The organism is Streptomyces minutiscleroticus (assembly GCF_014650875.1).
GTDB lineage: Bacteria > Actinomycetota > Actinomycetes > Streptomycetales > Streptomycetaceae > Streptomyces > Streptomyces minutiscleroticus.
In genome coordinates this window covers 14,696-29,844 of the sequence record NZ_BMVU01000066.1, presented here as the reverse complement: position 1 = coordinate 29,844, position 15,149 = coordinate 14,696, and the positions used below count along the sequence as shown (strand labels likewise).

The window sequence follows — 15,149 nt, the reverse complement described above, 5'->3', positions numbered from 1 at the left end:
GCCCGTGCTGCACAAGATCCGCGTCCGCCTGCCGGTCGGCCGGCCCCGCACCCGCCCCGGCGCCGTCGCCGCGGACAAGGCCTATTCCTCCCGCGCCTCGGCCGCGGCTGGCAGGGCACAAGCCCCGGCTCACGTATCAGACGGCGCACCAGCTCCAGGCCCGCAGCAACGCCCCAGCGCTGCAGTTGGGCCTGGATGCGCCGGTGTCCGTAGGTGCCGTCGGGCAGCTCGAAGGCCTTGGTGACCAGCAATTTCAATTCTTCGCGCCGCTGAGCTGTCGCGGATTGCGGACATGAGCGCCAGTCGTAGTAGCCGGATGTGGACACGCCGAGCCGAAGGCACGTGAACTCGACGCTGTATGCGTACTCCTCGGTGTCGAGTCGCATCTCGTCGATGAACTCGTACCTGCTGGCTACCGGGGATCCCTCGCGAAGTACGCTGCGGCTTTTTCAGGAAGGTGACTTCTATCTCCAGCTCGCGATTGCGGCGCTCGAGTTCTTTCAATCGTGCCCGCTCGCTCACCGTCAACTCCGCCTCTGGAGCCGGTTCCTGCTGCTGCCGGTGCTTCTTGACCCAGCCGCGAAGCATCTCTGGGTTCAGCTCAAGTTTCCGGGCAACTTCGGAGACCGTCTTGCTCGACCTCAACGCGATCTGGACGGCTTCCTCACGGAACTCCGGTGAGTACTTGCCGGGTGGCGCCACTTCTTCCTCATTTCCTGTCCAGGACAACCTTATTGGATGCCTGTCCGGAAACTTCGTGGCCCCTCACCCGCCACCATTGGCGCCCTGCCGATCGCCGTCGTCAGGGACATGCGAAGAACAGGGCGGCCTGGCCCCAAAGCCGTGCCACACTGCGGAGTTCAAAGAGCTGGCCCGGATCACCAACATGATCAAGGGCATCGCCGAACGCACCGCGGCCCTGTGCACCGAACTGAACCAGATCGTGGAACAGGCCGACGACTACCTCGCCACCGCCCTGCCCGACCCCGGTCCCGCCCTGGCCGGGCCGGGCGCCGCGGCCGGCGGCCGATCGGTACCGAACGGCCGCGCACCGACGGCACGCCGCACCACAGCGACGAACGCTGTGCGGCCTTCCGCGGGGACGGCCCTCGCACCATCGCGGTGCTCCACCGCCCCTGTCCGGCCACCGTCGACGAAAGGCCGGCGAAACAGCCGAGCAGGACTACCGGACCAGAACGGACAGGACCGTGATGCACAAGGTGAGGGCGGCCGCGAAGACCACGCCGCTGCGGGAGAGGGCCGCCGGAATCGCGGCTCCCTCCCAATGGGCCAGGCCGAAGGTGATCACCGCGGCGATGGCGGCGAACAAGCCGAACCCGCGGTCACCGCGGCGACGGGGAAAACAGGCGGCTGCGCGCCCCGGCGGGTAAGTCCGGTCGGCGCGGGTTCACCGGTGAGTATTTATCCCCATGTCGTCAGCGAGATCCGGTAGATCCGCGTGGGGGACTTCGCGATGCCCGGCACCCGTCGAGTACCGGCCGACCGCCGCGGTGTACGCCGCCGGCGGGGCGGATACGGCGCGACCCGGGCGCGCGGCAGCCGAAGCGCGTCCTCGCTCCCGAGGCCGGTCCCCGGCTCGATCGTCATGTCGTGCGGACCGGCTGTCCGGCGACGAGCGGGTGGTCGCGCTCGACCGGGCCGAGGCCGCTGGCGCCGCCGGGCGAGCCGAGGTCGTCGAAGAACTCGGCGTTCGCCTTGTGGTAGTCCGTCCAGTCCTCGGGCACGTCGTCCTCGTAGAAGATCGCCTCGACGGGGCAGACCGGTTCGCAGGCGCCGCAGTCGACGCATTCGTCCGGGTGGATGTACAGGGACCGCCGGCCCTCGTAGATGCAGTCGACGGGGCATTCCTCGATGCAGGCCTTGTCCTTGACGTCCACACAGGGCTGGGCGATGACGTAGGTCACGGGTGCTTCCTCTTGTTCGTGTCGCTGTCGGTGTGCGGTTCTCGTCGGGGCTCAGGCCCCGACCGTCCAGATGTCGTTGCCGGCCAGCAGCGCGGCCGGGTCGCCCCGGACCCGCTCGGCGACGGCCCGCTCCAGATGGCCGTCCATCAGCCGGTCGTACGCGGGGCGCCGTACGTCGCGCAGGACGCCGATGGGGTGGGATGCCGCAGCCGGGAGAGGTCGGGGCGGGCGCAGGCCAGGCCGGTCGCGATGGCGGGGGCGCGGCCGTGCACGGAGTGCATGCCGTAGGTGTTCATGTAGTACGGGAAGCGGGAGGAGCAGCCGATGCCCGAGACGAAGACGATGTTCTCCCGTGCGATGCCCAGCTCCGGCATGAAGCCCTGGACGGCGACGAGGATCGCGTAGTCCCCGCAGCCGGGGCACCAGCGCACCTCCTGGTCGGACTTGTCGGGGCGGTTCGGGGTGGTGGCGAACGCAACGTGCAGATCGGGCAGTTCGGCCACGGCGGTGATGTGCCCGGGCTCGGAGCCGTTGGCGAGGTAGCCGTCGGAGAGCAGGAACACCGGGGTGCGGTGGGCCAGCCCGATCCGCGCCGCCTGCAGGGCCGCGTCGAAGCAGTCGGCCGGGGTGTGCGGGGCGATCACCGGCACCGGGGCCTCGCCGTTGCGGCCGTACATCGCCTGGAGGAGATCCGCCTGCTCGGTCTTGGTCGGCAGGCCGGTCGGGGGGCCGCCGCGCTGGATGCCGACGACTAGGAGGGGGAGTTCGAGGGAGGCGACGAGACCGATGGTCTCCGACTTGAGGGCCACGCCCGGCCCGGGCGTCGTCGTCACTGCCAGTGATCCGCCGAAGGCGGCGCCGAGGGCCGCACCGATGCCGGCGATCTCGTCCTCCGCCTGGAAGGTGCGCACGCCGAAGTTCTTGTGCTTCGACAGCTCGTGCAGGATGTCGGAGGCCGGGGTGATCGGGGACGAGCCGGGGGACAGCGGCGGCTGCGCGCGCTCGGCGGCGGCCACCAGGCCCAGGTCCAGGGCGAGGGCCAGGTCGCCGGAGATGTCGCGGTGGCGGCCCGGGGCGAAGGCGCGCTTCGCCGGGGCGACCGCGTAGGAGACGGCGAACGACTCGGTGGTCCCGCCGTGGTTCCAGCCCGCGCGGAAGGCGGTCACGTTGGCCTCGGCCGGCTCCGGCTGCTCGGCGAACTTGGTGCGCAGGAACTTCTCGGTGCCCTCGGTGGGCCGGTGGTACATGCAGGACAGCAGGCCGAGGGCGAACATGTTCTTCGTTGGCTCCGAGTCCTTGCGGGTGGGCCCTGAGTCCTTGAGCGCCTCGACGGTCAGCGTGGTCAGCGCCACCGGGTGCACCCGGTACGCCTCCAGCGTGGCGTCGTCCAGCGGGCTGGTGCTCCAGCCCGCCTTCGTGAGGGCGCGCCGGGTGAAGGCGTCGGTGTCGACGACGACTTCGGCGCCGCGCGGCAGATCGGCCAGGTCGGCCCTGAGCGCGGCCGGGTTCATCGCGACCAGGACGTCCGGGGCGTCGCCCGGGGTGATGATGTCGTGGTCGGCGAAGTGCAGCTGGAACGACGAGACATCGTGCAGGGTGCCCGCGGGGGCGCGGATCTCGCCGGGGAAGTCCGGCAGCGTGGACAGGTCGTTGCCGGAGCCGGCCGTCTCCGCCGTGAACCGGTCGCCGGTCAGCTGTATACCGTCGCCGGAGTCGCCGACGAAGCGGATCACGACCCGGTCGAGCTGTTCGACGGTGGCCGGTGTGCTCACTCGGCGCTCTCCTGCCCGGCGGTGGGGACGGCCCCGGAAGAGGAGGAGTCGTCGTCTTCGTCCTGCCGCATCAGCTCGGCGAGCTTGAACGCCTCCTCGATGAGCGTCTCGACGATCCTCGACTCGGGTACGGTCCTGACGACCTCGCCCTTGACGAAGATCTGCCCCTTGCCGTTGCCGGAGGCGACGCCGAGGTCCGCTTCCCTGGCCTCCCCGGGGCCGTTCACCACGCATCCCATGACGGCCACGCGCAGCGGGATGTCCATGCCCTTCAGCCCGGCCGTGACCTCTTCGGCCAGCTTGTAGACGTCGACCTGGGCGCGTCCGCAGGACGGGCAGGACACGATCTCCAGGCCGCGCTGCTTGAGGTTCAGGGCCTCCAGGATCTGGAGGCCGACCTTGACCTCCTCGGCGGGCGGCGCGCTCAAGGAGACGCGGATGGTGTCGCCGATGCCCTGGGACAGCAGCGCGCCGAACGCGACAGCCGACTTGATGGTGCCCTGGAAGGCGGGGCCCGCCTCCGTCACGCCGAGGTGCAGCGGATACGCGCACTGCGCCGCGAGCTGCTTGTACGCCTCGATCATGACGACGGGGTCGTTGTGCTTGACGGAGATCTTGATGTCGTGGAAGTCGTGCTCCTCGAACAGCGAAGCCTCCCACAGCGCGCTCTCGACCAGCGCCTCCGGGGTGGCCTTGCCGTACTTCTTCAGCAGGCGGCGGTCGAGCGAGCCCGCGTTGACCCCGATACGGACCGGAGTGCCGTGATCCTTGGCGGCCCGCGCGATCTCGCGGACCTTGTCGTCGAACTGCTTGATGTTGCCCGGGTTGACGCGCACGGCCGCGCAGCCGGCCTCGATGGCGGCGAACACGTACTTCGGCTGGAAGTGGATGTCCGCGATCACCGGTATCTGCGACTTGCGCGCGATCGTCGGCAGGGCGTCCGCGTCGTCCTGGGTGGGGCAGGCGACACGGACGATCTGGCAGCCGGACGCGGTGAGTTCGGCGATCTGCTGCAGGGTCGCACCGATGTCGGAGGTGCGGGTCGTGGTCATGGACTGGACCGAGACCGGGGCGTCGCCGCCCACGGGCACGGACCCTACGTGGATCTGGCGGCTGGTGCGTCGTCGGGCCAGCCTCGGCGGTACCGTCGGCACTCCGAGAGCGACAGGCATGGCAGTTCCCCAGGATGGTCGGCCGGTCCGGACGGACCGGGTGGTGGCTGATGACTGTGTGCCGTTGAGGGCCGTGGAAGGGCTGGAGGAAGGCACGGCGGCGGGAGCGGGCGCGCCTCGCGGACGGCTGGGACGCGGGCGGTCGGCGGGGTCGCCACCGTGCGGGTGGGTGCCGACCGCCCGTCGGGGTACCCGGTGTCAGCCGATGGCGAGGGAGGCGGTGGCTCCCTGCCGGGCCTGCCGGCCGGAGAGCAGGGCCTGAAGCAGCGCGTGGGTGAGGTGGCTGGGGGTGAGGCCGCCGGCCTCCAGGACGTCGGCCCGTGAGCCGTGGTCGAGGAAGCGCTGCGGGATGCCGAAGACGTGCACCGGCAGGCCCGGCTTGGCGTCGCTCAGCGCCTGGGCGACGCGCGCCCCGACGCCGCCGACCCGGCCGCTGTCCTCGACCGTGGCGACCAGCAGGTGATCGAGGGCGAGCCCGGTCAGCCCGGGCGGCACCGGCTTGACCCAGCGGGGGTCCACGACGGTGACGCCGACGCCCCGCTCGGCCAGCCGTTCGGCGACGTCGAGGCAGGTGGCGGCCATGGCGCCGACGGAGACCAGGAGAATGTCGGGACGCTCGCCGCGGTGCAGGACGTCCAGCTCGGAGCAGACGTCCACGGCCGGGATGTCCGCTCCGCTGGAGCCCTTGGGAAAGCGCAGGGCGGTGGGGCCGTCGTCGCAGGCCACGGCCTCCCGCAGGGCGCGGCGCAAGGTGGTGGCGTCGCGTGGGGCGGCCAGCCGCAGGCCGGGCACCAGGTTCAGCAGCGACAGGTCCCACATGCCGTTGTGCGAGGGGCCGTCGTCACCGGTCACGCCGGCCCGGTCCAGGACGAAGGTGACCGGGGCGCGGTGCAGGGCCACGTCCATCAGGAGCTGGTCGAAGGCCCGGTTGAGAAAGGTGGCGTACAGCGCGACGACCGGGTGCACCCCGCCGAGGGCCAGTCCCGCGGCGGCGGTCACGGCGTGCTGTTCGGCGATGCCGACGTCGATGACGCGCTCGGGGTGGCGGCGGGCGAACTCGCCGAGCCCGGTCGGGTCGAGCATGGCCGCGGTGATGGCGACCACGTCCGGCCGGTCGGCGGCGAGGTCGGCCAGCTCGCTGCCGAACACGGACGTCCAGCTGGGTGCGTCCCCCGGTTTGCGGGCGGAGGCGGCGCGCACGGCGTGGAAGCGGTCCGTGTCGTCCTGCTCGGCGGGGAGGTGGCCGCGGCCCTTCTCGGTGACGCAGTGCACCACCACGGGCCTGCGCAGGGCGACGGCCTGGCGCAGCGCCGTTTCCACGGCCTCGATGTCGTGGCCGTCCACCGGGCCGGCGTAGGCGAGCCCCAGGTTCTCGAACAGGGCTCGCGTGACATTGCCCGCGCGCAGGTCGGCGAGGTGTCCGGCGACGGCGCCGGCGGTGGGGGCGTAGGAGCGGCCGTTGTCGTTGAGGACCACGACGACGGGGCGTTCGGGGGCCGCCGCAATGTTGTTGAGGGCTTCCCAGGCCATGCCCCCGGTGAGCGCGCCGTCGCCGACCACAGCGACCACGGCGCGGTCGCTCCGCCCGAGCAGGGCGTTGGCGCGGGCGAGGCCGTCCGCCCAGGACAGGGAGGTCGAGGCGTGCGAGTTCTCGATGACGTCGTGCTCGGACTCGGCGCGGCTGGGATAGCCCGACATGCCGCCGGCGCGACGGAGCGTGGCGAGGGCTTCGGTGCGGCCGGTGAGGATCTTGTGGACGTAGGCCTGGTGGCCGGTGTCCCACAGGATCTTGTCGCGGGGGGAGTGGAAGACGCGGTGCAGGGCGATGGACAGTTCGACGACCCCGAGATTGGGGCCGAGGTGGCCGCCGTTGGCGGTGCAGGTGTCGACCAGCAGCCGCCGGATCTGCGGCGCCAGTTCGCGGGCCGCGTGCGGGGACAGGGCGCGCAGGTCCTCCGGCCCCCGGATCTCCTCCAGGTGTGGCATGGCGCAACTCTCCTTCTGCGGACGCGGGCTCAACTCATCTCACCGGGGGCGGGCGAGACCTCGCCGGCCAGCGGTGTCTGCGGGACGCGGCCGGTGACCGGGTCGGCCAGCCGGCCGGGCATGGAGAACACGACGTCCTCGGCGATGCCCCGCTGGAGCTGGACCTGGTCGAAGCCGAGATCGGCGAGCCGGGCGACGAGCCCGTCGACGAGGATCTCCGGGGCACTGGCCCCGGCGCTGATGCCGACCGACGACACGTCCTTCAGCCAGGCCGCTTCGAGGTGCTGTTCGTCGGGCACCAGATGGGCGGCGGTGCCGCGGTCGCGGGCCACCTCGACCATGCGCAGCGAGTTGCTGGAGTTGTGCGAGCCGACGATCAGGACCAGGTCGTTGTCGCGTGCGAGGTCCTTGACGGCGTTCTGCCGGTTCTGGCTGGCGTAGCAGATGTCGTCGCCGGGGGTGATCAGGTCGGTGAAGCGGGCGCGCAGGGCCTCGACGACGCGCTCGGTCTCGTCGAACGAGAGGGTGGTCTGGGTGAGGACGGCGACCGGGGTGTCGTCGGGCAGGCCGAGGCGTTGTACGTCGTCCTCGGTCTCGATGACGACGATCCGGTCGGGGGCCTCGCCGAGGACGCCCTCGACCTCTTCGTGGCTTACGTGTCCGACGAGCAGGACGGTGCGGCCGTCGCGGGCGAAGCGGACCGCTTCCTGGTGGACCTTGGCGACCAGCGGGCAGGTGGCGTCGATGACTTCGAGCTGCCGGCCGGCGGCGGCGGAGCGCACCGCGGGGGAGACGCCGTGCGCGGAGAAGACACAGACCGCGCCCTGCGGGACCTCCTCCTCGCTGTCGACGAAGACCGCGCCGCGCTTTTGCAGCTCCGAGACGATGTAGTGGTTGTGCACGATCTCCTTGCGCACGTACACCGGTGCCCCGTGCAGGTCCAGCGCCCGCTCGACGATGCCGATGGCGCGCCGTACGCCCGCGCAGAAGCCGCGCGGCTGGGCCAGGACGACGTTCCCCTCGCTCACGTCGCGTCACCCCCGGCCGGTGCGGGGACGGCGGAGGTCGTCCGGCGCGGGGTGCGTGCGTCCAGCCTCAGGCGCAGCCGGCGCGGGTGGTAGACGGTGGCCAGCGGGACCGGGCGGATGTCCATGCCGGGCTCGCAGGTGACCCGCCAGCGGCCGAGGATGGTGGCGAGCCCCAGGGTGGCCTCGGTGCGTGCGTAGAGGTCGCCGATGCACTTGCGGGCGCCGGTGCCGAACGGCACGTAGGCGTGGCGGGAGGCCGGCGCGATACGGTCCGGGAGCCAGCGGTCGGGGTCGAACTTCTCGGGGTTGTCGAAGGCGTCCTCGTACTGGGCGACCGCGGCGGGGCTGAAGACGACGGTGGAGCCGGTGGGCAGCCGACGGCCCGCGAGTTCGGCCGGGGATGTGGTGAGGCGGGTGAACAGCCAGGCCGGCGGGTGCAGTCGCAGCGTCTCGGAGATGATCCGGTCGGCCAGGGAGAGGTTCGGCAGGTCGTCCCACTGCGGGGCGCGGCCGTCGAGGACGGTGTCGATCTCGTCGTAGAGCGCGGCCTCGATCTCCAGGTGCTGGGAGAGGAGGTAGAAGACCCAGGTGAGGGTGCCGGCGACGGTCTCGGTGCCGGCCGCCATGACGGTGATGACCTGGTCGTGGATCTCTTCGTCGTCGAGCCGGCCGCCGTCGTCGTCGCGGGAGGCGATCAGGGCGGCGAGCAGGTCGTCGCGCTCGGTGTCGGAGCTGCGGTAGTCGTCGATGAGCTGCTGGGTGGTCTCGTGCAGGAAGTCCAGGTTGCTCCTGTAGCGGCGCTGGGACGGCAGGGGCAGCCGGCGGATCGAGGCCGGCAGGAACATCTGCCGGAACAGGCCGTTGAGCACGACGTCGAAGGAACGTTCCACCTTGGCCGCCAGCTCGGGGCTGACGGGTGTGGAGTACAGGGTGCGGCCGACCGTGCGCAGGGCCATGCCGTACATCTCCTGGAAGGCGTCGACGACCATGCCGTCCTGCCAGCGCGACGCCGTGGCCTCGATCTCGGCGTGCATGGCTTCGGCGTACCGCTTGAGCCGGCCGCGGGTGAACGCCGACTGCATCAGCCGGCGCTGGCGGCGGTGGTCGGCGAACGGGCAGGTGACCAGGCCGTTGCCGGCGATGTCACGGGCGCGGTCGTAGAAGACGCCGCCCTTGTCGAAGATGCGGTCGTTGGTCAGGACGTGCCGCAGCAGTTCGGGGTGGGTCGGGACGTGGGCCGTGGTGGGACCGATCTTGATCTCGACCAGGTCGCCGTGGGCTGACAGCGATGTCATGAAGTTCACGGGGTGACGCAGCATCTGGAGGGCGTGTCCCACGACGGGGAGCGCCCCGGGCGCCGCTCCCGCCGAGAAGGTGGTCTGCTCGGTCATTCGATTCTCGACTTCCCGTCGTAACTGGTCTGTTGACGGCCGTTCCGGTCCGTTGACAGCTGTGCCGCCGCGACGACCGGGCGCGGGTGCGTGTCGCTGGTGTGCGGTGCCGTCAGTGGGCGGTGCTGCCGAGCTCCTCCAGGTAGCCCTGGGCACCGGCGGCGAGCGCGAACTCGGCGTCGTAGCGGCCCGAGGAGCGGTGCCAGTCGTAGGAACCGCGGATCACGGTGCGCACGGCGTCGTCGCGGTAGCGCTCCAGGGCCTCGCGCTCGGCCGCGTCGAGCCGGTAAATGTCGCCGACCTGCGGCAGGCAGGCCTCCAGCAGGAGGTACTGCTCCAGTCGGGCGCGCACCTCGCTCTGGATGTGGGCGACGCTGCGGTCCGTGGACCAGCCGTGCTCCCGGCGCAGGATCATGACCATGTTGTTCTGCTCGCCTCGGGCCTCCTCCTTCTCCAGCGAGGCGATGTCGTTGAGCAGCAGATTGACGTCGACGGCGATCTGGAGCATCGCGGAGAGCACGGCGCTGTCGAAGACTCGGTGCGGCACCTCGAAGTGGCCCGCGCGCTCGGCGAGGTCGACCGTCGGCTGCACCCCGATGGTCTGCCGGCGCACGGCCAGGTACTGGGCCGCGGAATCGTACGGCGTGTCCCAGAAGCGGCTCTCCGCCTCGTCGACGTAGCCGTCGAAGTAGCTGCGCCAGTGCCGGGCGCTGCGCACGCACCAGGCCGGTGTCATGCCCTCGCAGGTGCGCCGCCAGATGTCGGCGAACCCGTGGGCGATCGGGGGCGCCGAGTTTGGCAGCGGTCCGTCCAGTGCCGCCGCCACGGCGTCGGTGAGGCGCTTGGTCTCCTCCGGGTTCTCGCCGCGCGGCCCGTCGAAGAGGTCGTCGAAGAGGAAGAACCACGACATCAGGTCGACGCCCAGGTCCAGGTCGGCGCCGGTGGCGTGCGGGTAGAAGCGGGAGGCCAGGTCGGCGTAGCCGCCGCGCAGATGACGCGTTGCCGCCGCCTCGGACTTGATCAGCCCGAGCGACCGCGGCCAGGCGAGCTGTTCGGCGTCGGCCCGTGCGTGATCCGGGCTCTGCCGGCCCGGCAGGGGGATGTGGAAGTCGACGTCCTGGGGCATGGGGAATCCTTGGGAGTGGGTTGTGGAGGGGCAGCGGGCATGGTGGTGCCCTGTCGGGGGTGTCGCGCTGATCGGAGCGTCAGAAGCCGGGAAGGGGCGTACGGGTACGGGGGCGGCCCGGTCTCAGACTTCGCGGTCGACGACGAACCGCCCGAGCGCGAGGAGTTCGTCCCGCGCGCCGGCGTCCAGCTCGACACCGCGCAGCGCGTCCTCGGCCAGCGCCGTCCGCCGGGCGGCCTCGGCCAGCGCCCAGTCCCGGCCGCCGGCGCCTTCGATCAGGGCGGCCACGCGCCGCAGCTCCTCCTCGTCGGGTTCGTCGGTGGTGGTGAGCCAGGTGGCCAGCTCGTCGCTGAGCGGGCCGTCCTGGTTCAGTGCGTGGCTCACCGGCAGGGACATCTTGCGGGAGCGCAGATCGGAGTGGACCGACTTGCCGGTGACGGCCGGGTCGCCCCAGATGCCGAGAACGTCGTCGACGAGCTGGAAGGCGACGCCGATCTGGTCGCCGTAGAGCGCCAGCGCGTCCACCGTCGTCTCCGGTGCCCCGGCGAGGACGGCGCCGATCGCGGCGCTAGCCGACAGCAGTGCGCCGGTCTTGCCGGCGGCCATGTCGATGCACTCCTCGACCGTGACGTGCGAGCGCTGCTCGAAGGACAGGTCCTGGACCTGGCCGCGGATCAGATGCCGGGTGGTGCGCGCCAGCAGCCGGGCGGCGGGCGCCGCCGTCGGCAGCCCGGTGTCCAGCAGCACCTCCTGGGCGAGCGCCAGCATCGCGTCACCGGTCAGGATGGCGCTGGAGGGACCCCACAGCTTCCACACCGTGCGCCGGTGGCGGCGCTGCTCGTCGCCGTCCATCAGATCGTCGTGCACCAGGGAGAAGTTGTGCACGAGTTCCACGGCGACGGCGCCGGGCAGGGCGACCTCCGGCGGTGCTCCGACCGCCTCGGCCGACAGCAGTGCGAGCGCCGGCCGTACGGCCTTGCCGGCGTCGGCGCTGGTGGGCGCGCCGCCGGCGGTGATCCAGCCGAAGTGGTAGGCCGCCTGGTGACGTGAGCGGTGGTCGAGCCGGTCGACGGCGGCCCGCAGCGCCGGGGTGATCGTGACCCGGCTGTGGCTGAGGCGGGCGGGAGCGGTGCTCATGCGGCGGCCTCCGCGCGCCAGGGGTCGGTCGGGTCGTCGAAGATGCTGACGACCTGGCGCATGATGCGCCGTTCGGCCGGGTCGAAGGCCTGCTTGGCGTGGACGGTGCCGAGCTGGTCCCACATGACGATGTCCCCGGGCTGCCAGGCGTGGACGTAGGTGTACTGCGGCTTGCCCGCGTGCGACAGCAGTTCGTCGAGCAGCTTGCGGCTCTGGTCGGGGGCGAGGTCCACGATCCGCTCGGTGTTCAGGGTGCTGATGTAGACCGATTGGCGGCCGGTGCGCGGATTGCGGGCGATGAGGGGGTGGATGGTGGAGGTGCCGTCCTCGGGCTGGATCCGCTCGGTGTTCTCGCCGAGGGACACCTCGCCCTGGAGTTCCTCCTCGATGGTCTCCTCGTACCCGGTGCGCAGGGCGTGGCGGACCCGGTAGGAGTGCAGTCGCCGGCGTTCTTCGGGCGACAGCGACTCGTACAGGGCGTACATGTCGGTGAAGAGGGTCTCCCCGCCGCCGGAGGACGGCACTTCCATGGCCTCCAGGAAGCCGACCTGGGAGACGCGGGGGCGGAAGGAGTAGTCGGTGTGCCAGCCCATCCACTCGGCGTCGCCGACACCGATCTTGTGGCCGTCCTCCACCAGGTTGGAGACGATCAGGATCTCGTTGTGGTCGGGGTGGGCGCCGCTGGTCAGACCGGTCTTCGGGATGTACCCGAAGCGGCGGCCGAAGGCTAGGAACTCCTCGTAGGAGGGGGGCTCGTGGCCGCGGAAGACGAGCACGAGGTGCGCGTCGAGCGCCGCCCAGATCTCCTCCGACTGGGTCTCGGCCATGTCGCCGGCGACATGGGCGCCGTGCACGACGGCGCCGAGAGCGGCGCCGGGTATCGGCGTTACGTCCATGGGCGTTGCCGCCTTTCGCAGAAGGGTGGGGTGGTCAGCGCAGTTCGAGGCCGGCGAGGTCGCCCGCCTCGCGCCAGCGCCTGAGGATGTTCACGAATTCCACCGAGCCGCCGCCGTAGCTGGAGTTGAGCAGGGGCAGTCCGCTCGGGTCGCCCTCGTTGTTGTAGAGGCCGGGTGTGCAGTTCTCGAGGAAGTCGATGTCGTTGGTGGCGAGCCGGAGGATCTCCTCGACCCATTCCTTCTCACCGGCTTCGGATGCCTCCACGATGCGGTGGCCGCGCTCCTCGACGCACTTGACGATGTGCGCGAGGTGCCGGGTCTGCTCGCCCAGCATGTAGGCGATGTTGACGTGCCGGCCGGCCTGGACCTTGGACAGGATGAAGCAGTTGGGGAAGCCGTTCACCTGGAGTCCGTGCAGGGTGCGCGCCCCGTCCGCCCACTTCTCCGACAGCTTCACACCGTCGCGGCCGACGATGTCGTAGCCGGCGCGGTCGGTGTACGGGACGGCGAACTCGTGCTCGTAGCCGGTGGCGAAGACCAGGCAGTCGACCGGGTACTCCCGGCCGTTCGCGACCACCCCGGCCGGGGTGAGCCGCTCCACGCCCTGCCCCTGGGTGTCGACCAGGGTCACATTGGGCCGGTTGAAGGTCTGGAGGTAGCCGTCGTGGAAGCAGGGCCGCTTGCAGTACACGCGGTAGTACGGCTTGAGGGCGGCGGCGGTCGCGGGGTCGGTGACAACGCTGTCGATGCGGGCGCGCAGCTCCTCCATCTTCAGGAAGTCCGCCCGCTCGGCCGCGAGCGCCCGCTCCTTCGGGTCGCCCCCGGTGTCGCCGGTGGGCAGGATCGCGGCGGCCAGCTTGGCCGTGGTCTGGGTCCAGCGGTCCTGGACCAGGTCCTCGTCCTGCGGGATACCGGAGGTCAACGCGTGGAAGTTCTCCATCCGGCGCTGCTGCCAGCCGGGTTCGAGGCCGTCCGCCCAGTCGGGTGGGGTGGGCCGGTTGCCGCGGACGTCGACCGCGGCCGGGGTGCGCTGGAAGACGACGAGCTGCTCGGCCCACTCGGCGAGGTGCGGGGCGAGCTGGACGGTCGTCGAGCCGGTGCCGATGACGCCGACCTTCTTGTCCTTCAGCCCGGTCAGGTTGCCGGTGCTGTCACCGCCGGTGTAGTCGAAGTCCCAGCGGCTGGCGTGGAAGGAATGCCCGGCGAACGTCTCCAGGCCCGGCAGCCCGGGGAGTTTGGGGCGGTGCATCAGACCGATCGACATGGCCACGTACCGGGCCCGGATCAGATCCCCGCGGTCGGTGCTCACCAGCCACTTCCCGGCGGCCTCGTCCCAGCGCAGCTCGGTGACGGCGGTCTGGAAGAGGGCGTCGCGGTAGAGGTCGTACTTGTGGGCGATCCGTTGGAGGTGGGCGAAGATCTCGGGCCCGGTGGAGTACTTCTCGGTGGGTATCGTGCCCAGTTCCTCGAGCAGCGGCATGTAGATGTAGCTCTCGACATCGCACCGGACGCCGGGGAAGCGGTTCCAGTACCAGGTGCCGCCGACGTCGCCGGCCTCGTCGATCAGCCGGATGCGCTCCAGGCCGGTCTCCTTGCGCAGATGGGCGCCGGTCAGCAGGCCGCCGATGCCGGCGCCGACGACGGCGACGTCCACCTCGTCGGTGAGCGGCTCGCGCTCCCGTCGCTCGGTGTAGGGGTCTCGCGCGTAGCGGCTGAAGTCACCGCGTGCGAACTGGTAGGTGCGACCGACGCTGCGCTTGTCGCGTTCCTGCCGGTATTTCTCCCTCACCGCTTCCAGGTCGACGGCCGATGTCTCATCGCTACGGTCGTCTCTTTCGGCGCTGCCCACAGTTCCTCCTCGGGTAAAGCGGACGGAAGGGAAACATGACGCCATACGTCGTCGAACTGATCGCGCAGCCGCAGCGGGGCGTCGGGGTTGCTGAAGAGATAGAAGCGGTCGGAGCCGAGGGCCTCCCACACGAGTCCGGCGACGTCCTCGGCGCTCACCGAGGTGTCGCCGCCCGCGCCGCGCGGGGCCGTCAGGCCTTGGACCATGGGGGTGTCGACCCGGCCGGGACACAGCACCGACACCCGGACCCCGGTGCCCTGCAGATCGGCGCGCAGACTGCGGGCGACCGCGAGATCGGCGTGCTTGGAGGCGGCGTAGGCGGCGCTGCCGGCGCCGACGACGAAGGCGGACATCGAGGCGGTGTGGACCAGATGGGCGGGCCGGCCGCGCTCCAGCAGCCGGGGGACGAAGGCGCGGGCCACCAGGATGTGCGCCCAGTGGTTCACCTCGAAGACCTGCCGCATCCGCTCCAGCGGCACCTCCCACAGGGGCTGTCCCACGGGGCCGAGGACCCCGGCGTTGTTGCACACCACGTCGATGTCGCCGAGCAGGTCGAACGCCGTGTCCGTGAGCCGTTCGACGGCGTCCGGGTCGGTCAGGTCGGCGGTCACCGCGGTGACCTGAGCGCCCTGTGCGGTGAGTTCGGCGGCCCGGCGGTGCAGTGCGTCGCCTTCGACGTCCGCCATGATCACGCCGGCGCCGGCCCGTGCGAAGCGGGCGCTGAGGGCGAGGCCGATGCCGCTGGCCGCGCCGGTCACCACGGCTGTCCTTGTCCGAAACTGCACTTGGCTGTCTCCGCTTCTGCGCGCGGGCACGCCGAAGAACGGCGCGCCGTTGCCGACGAGAAGGTCTGGATCAGATCGCGCC

Annotated in this window: 12 protein-coding genes and 3 pseudogenes; 1 reads left to right on the top strand and 14 read right to left on the bottom strand. The window is 71.1% G+C overall.

Annotated features, from left to right (window positions below; genetic code table 11):
- Positions 1–98, top strand: a pseudogene (locus IE271_RS35000) (IS5 family transposase); the annotation flags it as partial.
- Positions 99–158: 60 nt separating this feature from the next.
- Here the strand turns inward: IE271_RS35000 and IE271_RS44090 are convergent.
- The 14 genes and pseudogenes from IE271_RS44090 to ptlF all read right to left on the bottom strand — a co-directional run.
- A pseudogene (locus IE271_RS44090) lies at positions 159–386 on the bottom strand (hypothetical protein); the annotation flags it as partial.
- Between the two features lie 136 nt (positions 387–522).
- Positions 523–702 (bottom strand): annotated as a pseudogene (locus IE271_RS44085) (transposase); the annotation flags it as partial.
- A gap of 481 nt (positions 703–1,183) precedes the next feature.
- Positions 1,184–1,330, bottom strand: a complete 147-nt coding sequence (locus IE271_RS34990; RefSeq protein WP_190194504.1) for a hypothetical protein — start codon at positions 1,328–1,330, stop codon at positions 1,184–1,186.
- 274 nt (positions 1,331–1,604) lie between these two features.
- Positions 1,605–1,925, bottom strand: a complete 321-nt coding sequence (gene fdxA, locus IE271_RS34985; protein ID WP_190194503.1) for a ferredoxin — start codon at positions 1,923–1,925, stop codon at positions 1,605–1,607.
- Between the two features lie 146 nt (positions 1,926–2,071).
- Positions 2,072–3,697 (bottom strand): 2-oxoacid:acceptor oxidoreductase family protein, encoded by a 1,626-nt coding sequence (locus tag IE271_RS34980; RefSeq protein ID WP_190194502.1) that lies wholly within the window; start codon positions 3,695–3,697, stop codon positions 2,072–2,074.
- On the bottom strand, positions 3,694–4,869 hold the full coding sequence (gene ispG, locus IE271_RS34975; RefSeq protein ID WP_190194501.1) for a flavodoxin-dependent (E)-4-hydroxy-3-methylbut-2-enyl-diphosphate synthase: 1,176 nt from the start codon (positions 4,867–4,869) through the stop codon (positions 3,694–3,696). Before ispG ends, IE271_RS34980 begins: the two co-directional genes overlap by 4 nt.
- Positions 4,870–5,067: 198 nt before the next feature.
- Complete coding sequence (locus tag IE271_RS34970; protein ID WP_190194500.1) at positions 5,068–6,855, bottom strand: 1-deoxy-D-xylulose-5-phosphate synthase; 1,788 nt, start codon at positions 6,853–6,855, stop codon at positions 5,068–5,070.
- Positions 6,856–6,884: 29 nt separating this feature from the next.
- Positions 6,885–7,883: a 4-hydroxy-3-methylbut-2-enyl diphosphate reductase gene (gene ispH, locus IE271_RS34965; RefSeq protein ID WP_190194499.1), complete on the bottom strand. Its 999-nt coding sequence runs from the start codon at positions 7,881–7,883 to the stop codon at positions 6,885–6,887.
- Positions 7,880–9,274 (bottom strand): pentalenene oxygenase, encoded by a 1,395-nt coding sequence (gene ptlI, locus IE271_RS34960; RefSeq protein ID WP_190194498.1) that lies wholly within the window; start codon positions 9,272–9,274, stop codon positions 7,880–7,882. The genes ispH and ptlI overlap by 4 nt, the downstream gene beginning before the upstream one ends.
- 112 nt (positions 9,275–9,386) lie before the next feature.
- Positions 9,387–10,400, bottom strand: a complete 1,014-nt coding sequence (gene ptlA / locus IE271_RS34955) for a pentalenene synthase (RefSeq protein WP_190194497.1) — start codon at positions 10,398–10,400, stop codon at positions 9,387–9,389.
- 123 nt (positions 10,401–10,523) lie between these two features.
- On the bottom strand, positions 10,524–11,537 hold the full coding sequence (locus IE271_RS34950) for a polyprenyl synthetase family protein (RefSeq protein WP_190194496.1): 1,014 nt from the start codon (positions 11,535–11,537) through the stop codon (positions 10,524–10,526).
- Positions 11,534–12,433, bottom strand: a complete 900-nt coding sequence (ptlD, locus tag IE271_RS34945) for a neopentalenolactone/pentalenolactone F synthase (RefSeq protein WP_190194495.1) — start codon at positions 12,431–12,433, stop codon at positions 11,534–11,536. Before ptlD ends, IE271_RS34950 begins: the two co-directional genes overlap by 4 nt.
- Before the next feature lie 34 nt (positions 12,434–12,467).
- Positions 12,468–14,222, bottom strand: a complete 1,755-nt coding sequence (gene ptlE / locus IE271_RS34940) for a neopentalenolactone/pentalenolactone D synthase (protein WP_190194494.1) — start codon at positions 14,220–14,222, stop codon at positions 12,468–12,470.
- Entirely contained in the window at positions 14,219–15,040 is an 822-nt protein-coding gene (gene ptlF / locus IE271_RS34935) for a 1-deoxy-11-beta-hydroxypentalenate dehydrogenase (RefSeq protein ID WP_190194493.1), read from the bottom strand. Before ptlF ends, ptlE begins: the two co-directional genes overlap by 4 nt.
- Positions 15,041–15,149 lie beyond the last annotated feature (109 nt).

Bases quoted from the DNA above. Each gene is read 5' to 3' on its own strand.
- ispG (WP_190194501.1), bottom strand. From the start codon at position 4,869: ATGCCTGTCGCTCTCGGAGTGCCGACGGTACCGCCGAGGCTGGCCCGA.
- IE271_RS34970 (WP_190194500.1), bottom strand. From the start codon at position 6,855: ATGCCACACCTGGAGGAGATCCGGGGGCCGGAGGACCTGCGCGCCCTG.
- ptlD (WP_190194495.1), bottom strand. From the start codon at position 12,433: ATGGACGTAACGCCGATACCCGGCGCCGCTCTCGGCGCCGTCGTGCAC.
- ptlI (WP_190194498.1), bottom strand. From the start codon at position 9,274: ATGACCGAGCAGACCACCTTCTCGGCGGGAGCGGCGCCCGGGGCGCTC.
- ptlA (WP_190194497.1), bottom strand. From the start codon at position 10,400: ATGCCCCAGGACGTCGACTTCCACATCCCCCTGCCGGGCCGGCAGAGC.
- IE271_RS34950 (WP_190194496.1), bottom strand. From the start codon at position 11,537: ATGAGCACCGCTCCCGCCCGCCTCAGCCACAGCCGGGTCACGATCACC.